The 11,052-nt window shown below is 52.7% G+C and carries 12 protein-coding genes and 1 tRNA gene; 5 read left to right on the top strand and 8 right to left on the bottom strand.

The genetic code is table 11. The features are described 5' to 3' along the window. The first annotated feature begins 12 nt into the window (after positions 1–12). Positions 13–237 (top strand): hypothetical protein, encoded by a 225-nt coding sequence (locus KK062_RS05500; protein ID WP_254083255.1) that lies wholly within the window; start codon positions 13–15, stop codon positions 235–237. Continuing rightward, positions 237–1,892 (top strand): DNA repair protein RecN, encoded by a 1,656-nt coding sequence (recN, locus tag KK062_RS05495; protein WP_254083254.1) that lies wholly within the window; start codon positions 237–239, stop codon positions 1,890–1,892. Before KK062_RS05500 ends, recN begins: the two co-directional genes overlap by 1 nt. Before the next feature lie 11 nt (positions 1,893–1,903). Here the strand turns inward: recN and KK062_RS05490 are convergent, their stop codons facing one another. The 5 genes from KK062_RS05490 to KK062_RS05470 are packed head-to-tail and all read right to left on the bottom strand — an operon-like array spanning position 1,904 to position 8,415. Continuing rightward, entirely contained in the window at positions 1,904–2,590 is a 687-nt protein-coding gene (locus tag KK062_RS05490) for a YdcF family protein (RefSeq protein WP_254083253.1), read from the bottom strand. An 18-nt stretch (positions 2,591–2,608) separates the two neighbouring features. Beyond that, positions 2,609–4,519, bottom strand: coding sequence for a RecQ family ATP-dependent DNA helicase (locus KK062_RS05485; protein WP_254083252.1), 1,911 nt, complete (start codon positions 4,517–4,519; stop codon positions 2,609–2,611). Positions 4,520–4,552: 33 nt separating this feature from the next. Then, entirely contained in the window at positions 4,553–5,329 is a 777-nt protein-coding gene (locus tag KK062_RS05480) for an enoyl-CoA hydratase/isomerase family protein (RefSeq protein ID WP_254083251.1), read from the bottom strand. 20 nt (positions 5,330–5,349) lie between these two features. After that, positions 5,350–7,431, bottom strand: coding sequence for a ComEC/Rec2 family competence protein (locus KK062_RS05475; RefSeq protein ID WP_254083250.1), 2,082 nt, complete (start codon positions 7,429–7,431; stop codon positions 5,350–5,352). A 24-nt stretch (positions 7,432–7,455) separates the two neighbouring features. Next, positions 7,456–8,415: a PhoH family protein gene (locus tag KK062_RS05470; RefSeq protein ID WP_254083249.1), complete on the bottom strand. Its 960-nt coding sequence runs from the start codon at positions 8,413–8,415 to the stop codon at positions 7,456–7,458. A gap of 126 nt (positions 8,416–8,541) precedes the next feature. Here KK062_RS05470 and KK062_RS05465 point away from each other — a divergent pair, with 126 nt between their 5' ends. The 3 genes from KK062_RS05465 to KK062_RS05455 all read left to right on the top strand — a co-directional run bounded on the left by KK062_RS05465 (position 8,542) and on the right by KK062_RS05455 (position 9,781). Then, positions 8,542–9,315: an SAM hydrolase/SAM-dependent halogenase family protein gene (locus KK062_RS05465; protein ID WP_254083248.1), complete on the top strand. Its 774-nt coding sequence runs from the start codon at positions 8,542–8,544 to the stop codon at positions 9,313–9,315. Between the two features lie 16 nt (positions 9,316–9,331). Further along, positions 9,332–9,625 (top strand): putative quinol monooxygenase, encoded by a 294-nt coding sequence (locus KK062_RS05460; protein WP_254083247.1) that lies wholly within the window; start codon positions 9,332–9,334, stop codon positions 9,623–9,625. Positions 9,626–9,699: 74 nt separating this feature from the next. Beyond that, positions 9,700–9,781 (top strand) — tRNA-Leu (locus tag KK062_RS05455). 86 nt (positions 9,782–9,867) lie between these two features. On the opposite strand, the gene KK062_RS05450 is transcribed toward KK062_RS05455, so the two are convergent. Genes KK062_RS05450 through KK062_RS05440 form a run of 3 tightly spaced genes read right to left on the bottom strand, consistent with a single transcriptional unit; the run spans position 9,868 to position 10,953 of the window. Then, entirely contained in the window at positions 9,868–10,302 is a 435-nt protein-coding gene (locus KK062_RS05450) for a hypothetical protein (protein WP_254083246.1), read from the bottom strand. A gap of 28 nt (positions 10,303–10,330) precedes the next feature. After that, entirely contained in the window at positions 10,331–10,636 is a 306-nt protein-coding gene (locus KK062_RS05445) for a dihydrofolate reductase family protein (protein WP_254083245.1), read from the bottom strand. After that, positions 10,615–10,953, bottom strand: coding sequence for a hypothetical protein (locus KK062_RS05440; RefSeq protein WP_254083244.1), 339 nt, complete (start codon positions 10,951–10,953; stop codon positions 10,615–10,617). The genes KK062_RS05445 and KK062_RS05440 overlap by 22 nt, the downstream gene beginning before the upstream one ends. Between the last annotated feature and the right edge of the window lie 99 nt (positions 10,954–11,052).

Below are 11,052 nucleotides of genomic sequence, written 5' to 3'. Positions count from 1 at the left end.
CACTACAATCCCATGGGTACCAAACAGCTTCGCCTGAGCGATCCGGAGCAAATCCGAAAAAGAATCGATGAATTTGTGGGCAAACAAATTAATATTGTGCTTACGGATAGCACGGTTGTATTTGGCACATTGGAGCACGTAAACGCCACAGGCATCACCCTCCAAAACATGCGCCTGAGGAAAACTACCTACCCGTTTGTTACCCTGACAGAAATCTACTTCGATACGAACGCCTGATGCTGAAGCACCTGACCATCAAAAATTACGCTCTTATCCGCCACCTGGAGCTCGAGCCGTCTGCGCACCTCAACGTAATCACCGGCGAGACCGGTGCCGGTAAATCCATCATGCTGGGCGCCCTGGGCCTGCTCATGGGCAACCGGGCAGAAAGCAAAGTACTGTGGGATGAACAGGAAAAATGCGTCACCGAAGGAGTCTTCGACATTCGCCACTACCGGCTGAAATCATTCTTCAAAACCGAAGACCTCGACTATGACGACACCACGGTGATCCGGCGCGAGATCAGCCCCGGCGGCAAATCCCGCGCGTTCATCAACGATACCCCCGTTACCCTCGAGGTAATGAAAAAGCTCGGCGGCCTGCTCATGGACGTACACTCGCAGCACGAAACCCTGGCGCTGGGCAACCAGGCCTTTCAACTGCGGCTGATCGATGCCTACGCCGAGAACAACACGCTTACCGACAAGTACGCCGAAGACTGGTCCACCTATACCAAAGCCAAAAAAGCGTACGAAAACCTGCGCGACGAGGCTGACACCCTGCGCCAGGAAGCCGACTATATCCGTTTCCAACTCGAGGAGCTGAACAAAGCGGCGCTGGAAGAAGGGAATGAGCAAGAAAAGCTCGAATCGGAGCTTAAGATCATGGAGCATGCCGAAGAGATCAAAAGTCGCTTCCAGGGCTTCCTGGCCGTGCTCTCGACATCCGAGTATGCCGCGCGCAACGGCCTGAGCGAAGCCCGCGGCCACCTGCAACACATTGCCGCCTACTCCGAGCAATATGCTACACTGCTGCAACGCCTCGACAGCGTCATCATTGAACTGGATGACATCTTAAACGAAGCAGAACGTGAAGAAGAGACTATCGAATTCGATCCCGGGCGTTCTGAGCTAATCAAAGAACGTTTGAGTCTGTTCTACCGCCTGATCAAAAAACATGGCGCCGCCGATGTACCGGCGCTTATTGCCCTGCGCAACGGTCTGGAAGAAAAGAACAGCATTACCGGCAACCTCGACGAAGCACTGGCCAAAGTAAAAGCTGCCTTTGAAACTGCCGAAAAGAACGTGCGGGCTAGCGGTGCCAAGCTGAGCGAGTCACGCCAGAAAGTATTTACCCCGCTTACAACACAGCTTGTCAAGCTGCTGCAAGAGGTCGGCATTTTGAATGCCACGCTAACCGTAGACCGCCAATCCGCCGAGCCCTCGTCGTCCGGCATCGATAAAATCGAATTACTCTTCAGCGCCAACAAAGGCATTGCACCGCGCCCGCTGGCACAGGTAGCTTCGGGGGGTGAATTCTCCCGCCTCATGTTCTGCATCAAATACGTCATGGCCGAAAAGACAGCGATGCCGACGCTTGTACTCGATGAGATCGACACCGGTATCTCCGGCGAAGTAGCCATCAAGTTGGGCAACCTCATGAAGAGCATGTCGAAGAAACATCAGCTCATTACCATCAGCCACTTACCACAAGTGGCAGCGAAAGGTGATTCGCATTACTTCGTGTATAAAGATCACTCTGCCGCCAAGACTATGAGTAACATCCGCGAGCTCAAAGCGCAGGATCGTGTACAAGAGATTGCCAAAATGATCGGCGGCGAGAAGCCTTCGAAGATCGCGCTCGAAAACGCCCAGGAGTTGTTGACCCAGTAACGAAGGGTATATTATTTCCCTTTCTTTGCCGCTTCTTCCTGACGGATTTCTTCTTTGATCCGATTACCCATCGTGCCCCGGAAGCGTTTCCAGAAAGACTCACGTTCCATGATGGAAACAAAGTCGGATACATATAACGTTGCTGTATCGACGACCGGCAGCGTTTTGCCTTCCAGTTCGAGTATGTCGGTTACTACGGGCACCGACTTCACTCCGGGACAGTACTTGCGGATAAAACTTTTGAGCATGGCTGACTGAAAGGGATCGGTAGCCAATGCGATCTTCTGAAAGCCCATCTCCTTCGCCAATCTCCACGAGTAGTAAATATTTTCGGTGCTGTGCTCGGCCCTGGTTTCGGCAAAAGTGTGCTCAGGCGGTATCCCTAGCGAGTCGGCAATCATCTTCATTGCTTTGCCTTCCACAAAGTGGCTGTATACGGCCGATCCCGAAAAGATAATATTGCGGGTATAGCCACTGTCGTATAAATGTTTGGCCCAGAAGATGCGCATGTTCATCACCCGTGTCGTATGCTCCTTCTCATACGGCACGCCGGGCACGATCACCACATCAAAGGGTTTCTCTTTCGCCGCTTCGACATAAAGCTTTCGCGCCTGGCGTTGAAAGGAGCAATGCATCAACAGCAAGGCAATACCGAGAAATAATGGTAGAGATAATACGATCTTGAGAAGTCTTTTCATAGGTTCCGTAAATAATCGTTATCGCGCATGTCGCAACTTCCAGGTCTCGTCATAGACCAGCGTGCCGCCGTCTACCAGTTCACGCACGATGTCTACAAACAGCTCGCGATCACGCGGTGCAATGCGTTCTTCCAGCTCTTCCATACTCATCGGTGTTGCCCGCAGCAGTGTTAGAATCTCAGCATGCAGCTCTTCTATTGCCGAAGCATCTTGCTCCTTTCGCTGGGCCAGGCAGACGTCACATAGGCCACAGACACCAATGGCCTCTTCACCAAAATATTCCTGCATCACCACCATGCGGCAACGCTCCGTCTGCTGGGCATAGTGCGTAATAGCCTGCACTTTATCAAACGCCAACTTCTTGCGTGCCTCCAACCGTCCCAGATCAAGCGGCAGGCGGTCCGCATCCTGGCGTGGCAGAATGAAAGTCACCTGCGGCTTATCTTTTAATGGCTGGTATAGCACTACCTTCAACGAATCGAGGTGTTGCAACACCGCCCGAATATCTCCCTCGCGGGCACTCATGGCCCGCGCGATGAACGCTTCCGATATACGTACAAAGCCTGCCAGCAGCTCGCCACCGTACAGGCGCAATAACATTTTAATAACCGGATCAAACCGCGCGTTGGCAATCTGAAACTCATACAACCGCCCCTTATCCATCAAAAAATGCAAATGCGACGGGTTGTAAAAACTCTCGGTAAACTGAATCAATCCCTCCTCTTCCAGCTTCTTTAATGCCACATATACTTCAGCCTGCTGGAATTGAAAGCGGTCCGCGAAGTCATGTAAGTCAAAATCATAGCTCTGTCCTTCACCACTTCCGATCGCCAGCTGGTAATAGTTGGCCAACGCCTGGTACGTACGGCGAAGCACCTCCGGCGGGGGATGGTTCTGAGTAGCCTTAAACTGTAAGCTCGCTACATCGCCATCCTGATAAAGAATCGTGGCAAACGAGCGCTCTCCATCGCGACCGGCGCGGCCGGCCTCCTGGTAATACGACTCGATGTTCTCTGGTAGGTCCAAATGCACCACCAGCCGCACATCGGGTTTGTCAATGCCCATACCGAAGGCGTTGGTCGCCACGATCACGCGCGTACGATTCTTGAGCCAGTCATCCTGCCGGCGACCGCGTTCGTCAAAGTCCAGCCCCGCATGATAATACGACGCAGCGATGCGCCGGCGCACCAGCCACTCGCTAATCTCCTGCGTGGCCTTGCGCGAGCGTACATACAAAATGGCCGCACCCGGCACTTTCTGCAAAATCTCCAACAGCTTCTGCTCTTTGTTCTCTGCCTTTCGTACGACCAGCGATAGGTTGGCCCGTGCAAACGACTGTTGAAAAACACCCATCGGCTGCCGGAAGGCAAGCTTCTCCACAATATCCTGCCGCACGATCGGCGTAGCCGTGGCCGTCAGCCCTATAATCGGTACCTGGGGCAGGAGCTCCCGCAAGGCTGCAATGCGCATGTACGACGGACGAAAATCATACCCCCACTGCGAAATACAGTGGGCCTCATCCACCGCGATCAGGGACACCTTCATCTGCTTCACCCGTGCCACAAAAAGCTCGGTATGCAGCCGCTCTGGCGAAACATATAAGAACTTAACCTGCCCGTAAATACAATTATCCAACAACACATCGATCTCTGCGCGCCGCAGGCCCGAGTGAATGGCCACCGCCTGAATCTCGCGCTTATGCAGCTGTTCCACCTGGTCTTTCATCAAGGCAATGAGCGGCGTGATCACAATACAGATACCCTCCAGTACCATAGCAGGCACCTGAAAGCAAATAGACTTACCCCCACCTGTTGGCAGAAGGGCCAGCGTGTCCCGTCCCTCCAGCACCGAGGCAATGATCTCCTCTTGTCCCGGGCGAAAGCTGGGGTACTGCCAGTATTGTTGTAAGATGGAAAGAGCTTGATCCACGGCAGGAAATATAACAAATGAGGTGCGTATGCCCTACCAGACTATCTTCTCCTTGTTCAGAAAAGCGTCGATGCCGCGCCGGCAGTCGGCGGATGCCCGCGCGTCGGCATTGCGTTCCGCGGCAAAAGCCAGGGCCGCTTCCAACGGCATCTCGGGTACCCGGGCCATCATCTGCTTGGTCATCGCCATCGCACCGGCAGAGTTCGTCCGGCACAGGTGCTGGGCCAACGCCATAACCTCGCCCGCCAGTTGGTCGGCCGATGGCACCACCGTTGTCACCAGCCCCATCCGACGTGCCTCCTCGGCGCTGATCAAATCACCCCGAAGCAACAGCTGCCGGGCCTGCGCCTCCCCCAGCTTGCGAAGCAAGAACACCATCACGATGGCCGGTATAAATCCTATCTTCACTTCTGTATACCCGAACCTGGCTTCCGGCACTGCATAAACGAAGTCGCACACTCCCGCCAGGCCGCAGCCGCCGGCCAACGCGTGACCCTGCACCTGGGCAATAATAACCTTCGACAAAGTGTACATCTGCAGGTATAGCTCTTTCAGGTGTGTAGAGTCCGCCACGTTCTCCGCATGGGTGAAGTTGCGCAGTTGCTGCAGGTAGGCCAGGTCGGCCCCCGCACAGAACGCCTCGCCGGCAGCCCGGAGAATAATGATTTTCACGGCGTCGTCCCCTTCCGCCAGTCGAAACGAATCTTTCAATTCAGCGATCAGCTCATGGCTTAGGGCATTGCGTTTTTCGGGCCGATTTAAGGTGATCGTCGCGATACGATCGGCAACCGTGTAGTCTACGTACTGCATAAGTATAGTGGGTCGTTGGTTTATCCGGTAATCTCTTGGAACGCACCGCGATGCCAGACGGAATGTACCCGCAACCCCAGCGGCGCCGCATCGTCCAGGAGCTTCGTGGCAAAATAATACGTATTGCTGCTGTCCAGCAAGATTTGTTTGGCATCAATGTGTGCCGCCAGCAATTTTATATCTTTTAAAGCATTGTTGGAAATGATCAGGTAATCAACCGCCAGGCGCTCCGGCATCGGGAACTCCGGCCCGGTAATCTGCAAGATAATTTTCTTACGCCACACCACCAGCCGCGCCCCGGGCACTACATGACTTCGCTCCACCGCATCTGCTACCCCTCCGACAGCACCGCAACGTTGATGGTTGGGTTGTATATGAAACCGCTGCTTACGTACATCCTTCATCAACGCGGTGTCAGCATACACGCTGGCGCAGCCGTCGGCCACGAGATCCCACGCGCTGTGACCCGGCACTTTATAAACCGTCATGCGTGCAGGACGAACTTCGTAAAAAATATAGTGCCAACGGCTTGCTGAAAAAAGCATCGCCAGGCAAAGCATCATCACGACATAAGCATAGTGGCGGTGTTGCAGCATTGCCGCACCGGCAATACCCATCGCCAGCAGCAACCAGCATTGCAGCGGCGTGAGATAGATATTACCCCATACACTAAATGGAAATGCCGCAACGGCCGTGACGATACCATTGAGAAAATAAATACACCCTGTTAAAATATATCCCAACGCACCCGCCACCCACGGCAGACTGCTACACGCCAGCAACGCCAGCCCACCCACCAGCACGATTGACGATCCTGGCACCAACAATAAATTCACTAGCAAAAAGTAATTCGGAAACTGATGAAAATAAAATAACACCACCACGGTGGTCGCCAGCTGCGCTGCCAGCGTGACGCAGGTCATCTTCCAAAGTTCATCCCATACCCGGGCATTGGGCTCCCACAGTGTATACAACCGCGGTTGCAGGTATACAATGCCGAGCACGGCCAGGTACGAAAGCTGAAACCCTACCGACATAATGAGATACGGATTGTACAACAACAGAACGAAGGCCGAGGCCGCCAGCATATTATATACATTCCCCTGTCGGTGAAACGCCTGCCCGACAACAACAAACGAAAACATCGCCACCGCACGCAACACCGATGGCGACAATCCTGTCACAAAAGCATACCCCCACAATACCAACAGGCTCACCCCCGCCAGCAACACCCGCCCATAACGGAGCTGCTGCACCGGTCGCAATATCCAGCCGAGAATGAGATAAAGAATAGAAACGTGCAATCCCGAAACCGCCAGCACATGCACAACGCCTGTAGCGGAATAGGCATCCAACAGCCCCTGGTCCAGGTCATCAGTCATGCCCAGCACCAATGCAGAGGCAACCGCCTGCTGCTCCTTACCATCGATATGAGTCGCCAGTACACCCGCAGCCCAGCGACGCACCTGCAAAGCATACATCCATACCCGCGACGGTGGCGCATGCCCCATGCGGACAACCTGCCCCTTTTGTAAAAATTGCTGATGGTAAATGTTCTGAAACTGCAAGTACCGCCGGAAGTCAAACTCCCCGGGATTAGCCGGTGGGGGTACCGTAGCAGGAGTGCCTTTCACCAGCAATACATCACCATACGCAGGCATCGCCGGCAGTGCATCCGGTCGCACGTATAACAACACTTTACCCACACGGGGGCGCCATACGCCGGTATAGACCCGGTCGACTGCAACCGTTACTTTCCACGATCGTTCCCGCGGCACCGGCTGGTCTACCACCCGGCACTGGTAATAGTGGACGGAGTCGCCCGCCTGCACCAAATGGTCGGGTCGGCGACTCTCGGTCTTGTACCCCACTTGCAAATAACCCGTCAGGAAAAGCGCCAGCATGGCCAGCACACCCTGCCATGCTGGGCAGAATGTGGCGCCGGGCCAATAAAGAAAAAGCAGATAGGCAATGATTACTCCCGCCAGGGCCGCCAAAGCAGGACCGGCAGGAATACAATCGGGCGCGTGGATGGCCAACAAAATGCCTCCCGACAAAAACATAACCATTCGTACGAATGCATACGGAATCCAACGGTACATGCTGGAAGGTACACAAAAAATGCGTTACTGTGGCTCGTCGCGGCGATAGGCTTCGATGATGTCGCGCACCAGGCGGTGACGCACTACGTCTTTTTCATCCAGCTCCAGGATACCAATACCCTTGACATCTCCCAGAATGCGAACAGCCTCCTTCAAACCTGACTGCTGGCGCTTAGGCAGGTCGATCTGCGAAGCGTCGCCGGTAACAATCATCTTTGATTCCGGTCCCATACGCGTCAGGAACATCTTCATCTGCATAGGCGTCGTGTTCTGGGCTTCGTCCAGCAATATGAAAGCATTGTTTAGGGTCCGCCCTCGCATATAGGCCAGGGGTGCGATCTCAACGATCTCCCGTTCCATATAATATTGTAGCTTTTCAAACGGGATCATGTCGTGCAGGGCATCATAGATCGGCCGCAGGTACGGATCGATCTTTTCTTTCAGGTCGCCCGGCAAAAAGCCCAGGTTCTCCCCCGCCTCTACGGCCGGCCGGGTGATGATCAACTTCTTCACCTGCTTATTCTTCAGCGCCCGCACCGCCATGGCCACGGAGATATAGGTCTTACCGGTACCGGCTGGGCCCAGCGCAAAGACCAGGTCGTTGTCCTTTATCAGGTCCACCAACTTTTGCTGGTTGACGGTCTTGGGCTTGATCGGCGCCCCCTTGGTGCCGTATACGATCACGTCGTCGCTGTTGCCATTCGCGCTATGCTTCGGGAGCATACGCTCCTGTTCGTGGTCGATATAATTCTGTACGTTCTCTTCAGTCACCTTGCCATATTTATGGTAATGCTCGATCAGGGAATTCAGGATATCGTCAATCTGCACGATCTCGTCGGTCGTGCCCTTGATATAGAGCTGATTTCCACGCGACACAATGCGGCTCTTCGGAAAAGCCGCCGCCAGCGAATCAATAGTTTTGTTCTCTACCCCGAGGAAATCGATCAGGGAAATATTGTCAAGAGTTACAGTTTTTTCGATCAACTAAATTTGGTGTTTAAGTAATAACATATACAGGAATCGACTTAACAAAGTTCATTTCCGCGATATGCGGTAAAAATGCTTACTTTGCCCCATCAAATTTAACGAATATCCGCCGCAGCATCAACCATGGCCATCGTCACCCTTCTTACAGATTCCGGCGAAAGTGACCATTATGTGGCGGCCATCAAAGCGCGCATCATCAGCGTCAACCCCGGCGTACGCATCGAGGACATCAGCCACAAGATCAAGCCAGCCGACATCGGCCATGCGGCCTTTGTACTGCGCGCCGTATTCCGCGATTTCCCCAAAGGTACCGTCCACCTCGTCGGGGTCGACGCCACCGGCAACCGTGGCGACGTGCCCATTGCCGTCCAACTCGAAGATCACTTTTTTGTAGGCTGTGATAATGGCTTCTTCGGCCTCATCACCGACAAGTCGCACCAGCAGCTGGTCGAGTTGAACGCCATCAATACTATCAGCACTACCTTTCCCGAGCGTGACATCTTCGCCCCCACGGCGGCCAAGCTGGCCAGCGGGGTGTCGATCACCAACCTCGGCAAGCCCATGGTGGCGTTTAAAAAAATGATCGACCGCCAGGTGAAGGCCACCAAAAAGCAAATCTCCGGCACCGTGATCCGCGTCGATGGCATGGGCAACCTCATCACCAACATTCCGCGCGACGCATTCGAGATCCTGAGCCGCGACAAGGTATATACCATTCAGTTCGGCGGTGAAAAATTCCGCCGCATCCATACCCAGTACAACCAGGCTGACGACGGCGAATGCTTCCTGGTATTTAACAGCATGGGCCTGCTGGAGATCGGCATCTATAAAGGCAACGCCTCCGAGCTGCTCGGTCTGGAATATGACAGCGCCGTCAACATTTTTTTTGAGGAATAACCGCAAACCCTCTTCCATGATCATACGTATCGTCCGCATGCACTTTACGGAAGCCGGCGTCGCCGACTTCCTGGAAATTTTTAATCAAAATAAGGACGCCATCCGTAACTTTCCCGGCTGCCACCACCTCGAACTGCTCAAGGACGCCACCAACTCACACATATTCACCACCTTAAGCTACTGGCAAGAGCCCGCCGACCTGGAACGCTACCGCACCTCCGACCTGTTCGGAAACGTCTGGAGACGTGTAAAACCGCTTTTTTCGAGCCGCGCAGAGGCATTTTCGCTCGAAAAATTTATCACGGTCTAATCGGTTGCATCCCAAAAAAAGATTCCACATATTTGCAACCCATTTACCAAAAGGGTTGAAACCCTTTATTAAATGCCTGAGTGGCGGAATTGGTAGACGCGCTTGACTCAAAATCATGTGCCTTCGGGCGTGCCGGTTCGACTCCGGCCTTAGGTACGACTCTGAATGCTTGTGAAGGATATTCACAAGCATTCTTCGTTTTTAGGGGGCCAATATCTTCAGCCTTATCTTAAAACTCAATCTTAGTCAGCCGACAGGCTCTCAGCCTCCTTCGTTATCAAATCCAATAATTCTTCCATCGACATAGTAATCTCTTCAAAGCCTCTGCTAACAACATCCAACGTTACATCTTTGAAAGTGGCAATGTAGTGATCGCACCCCCGATATAGATCCCACGCGGTATTACCCTTCCTTTGCTGGCTTAGCTCGGCAATCCATGACGATTCTTTTACGAGAAACAGATCATAAAATCCAAGCCCAAATTTAGCCATGGGATGTGATCCAATCCCTTCGTCGTTTGGAGTTCCGTATTTAAAATACAAGAAATCAAATTTTAATGCACTGACTCGCCCGCCTTTTTTTTCGAGCAGCAAATACAAGGCGTGTTGGGTGGATACAACGAAGTTCTCATACATGAATTTGTACTCCTTCTCCAAAGTGACTTTTACTACCTGCATTTGATCAATTAACACTATTAAAGTAATATCAGCAAATACGCTTCGGGATGCCTATCTCATTAGCACCGACCGCACCCGTCTTCACTTCTCCAGCCCGTTTGTAATGCGTAATAATCACCCCGGTTGTAGTAACAATGTTCTCCACTAATGTAAACGCCGCCGGGAGCACACCATCGTCAAACAACTTTTTTCCTCCACCGAGAATCACCGGGTGAATTTTGAGCCGGAGCTCATCTACCAAATCATTCTTTAGTAGTAAATGAGTAAGCTCACTGCTACCCCAAATGTGAATATCAGAACCTTCCGTATTCTTCAGCTTTTTAATATCTGCCACGCTTTTAATGAACACAGAATTTTTCCAATCTGATTTTCCCCTGGTCTTTGACAGAACGTATTTTGTACCATCATTAATGCCTGGCCAAAAGTCAGCGTGTTTCGGCCAGTAGTTCTCCCAAATCTCAAATGTCTTCCTGCCCAAAGATATTCTGCCGGTTTCAACTCTTCCCTCACCACGTTGCCATAAACTTCATCAGAATAGGGTGCAGTCCAACCGCCATACTTAAAACCATCCGATGGATCCTCCTCCTGTCCACCCGGTGCCTGCATGACACCGTCCAGGGTAATCAACGCTAGAGCAATCATCTTTCTCATGGTATTCCCGTTTTAGTACGATACGAATCTCGTTGATAAATATGGCCCCATGGGTGTGTAAATGAGACAATCGCAGTGGCTAAATGTGACAAAGCATTT

Origin of the sequence: Dawidia cretensis, assembly GCF_018598175.1 — a bacterium.
In the GTDB taxonomy this organism is placed as follows: Bacteria; Bacteroidota; Bacteroidia; order Cytophagales; family Cyclobacteriaceae; genus Ohtaekwangia; species Ohtaekwangia cretensis.
Note: the sequence above shows the minus strand (reverse complement) of the source record. Positions and strands in the feature narration are given on the sequence as shown.

Bases quoted from the DNA above. Each gene is read 5' to 3' on its own strand.
- KK062_RS05475 (WP_254083250.1), bottom strand. From the start codon at position 7,431: ATGTACCGTTGGATTCCGTATGCATTCGTACGAATGGTTATGTTTTTG.
- KK062_RS05480 (WP_254083251.1), bottom strand. From the start codon at position 5,329: ATGCAGTACGTAGACTACACGGTTGCCGATCGTATCGCGACGATCACC.
- KK062_RS05460 (WP_254083247.1), top strand. From the start codon at position 9,332: ATGATCATACGTATCGTCCGCATGCACTTTACGGAAGCCGGCGTCGCC.
- recN (WP_254083254.1), top strand. From the start codon at position 237: ATGCTGAAGCACCTGACCATCAAAAATTACGCTCTTATCCGCCACCTG.
- KK062_RS05500 (WP_254083255.1), top strand. From the start codon at position 13: ATGGGTACCAAACAGCTTCGCCTGAGCGATCCGGAGCAAATCCGAAAA.
- KK062_RS05490 (WP_254083253.1), bottom strand. From the start codon at position 2,590: ATGAAAAGACTTCTCAAGATCGTATTATCTCTACCATTATTTCTCGGT.
- KK062_RS05440 (WP_254083244.1), bottom strand. From the start codon at position 10,953: ATGAGAAAGATGATTGCTCTAGCGTTGATTACCCTGGACGGTGTCATG.
- KK062_RS05465 (WP_254083248.1), top strand. From the start codon at position 8,542: ATGGCCATCGTCACCCTTCTTACAGATTCCGGCGAAAGTGACCATTAT.
- KK062_RS05450 (WP_254083246.1), bottom strand. From the start codon at position 10,302: ATGCAGGTAGTAAAAGTCACTTTGGAGAAGGAGTACAAATTCATGTAT.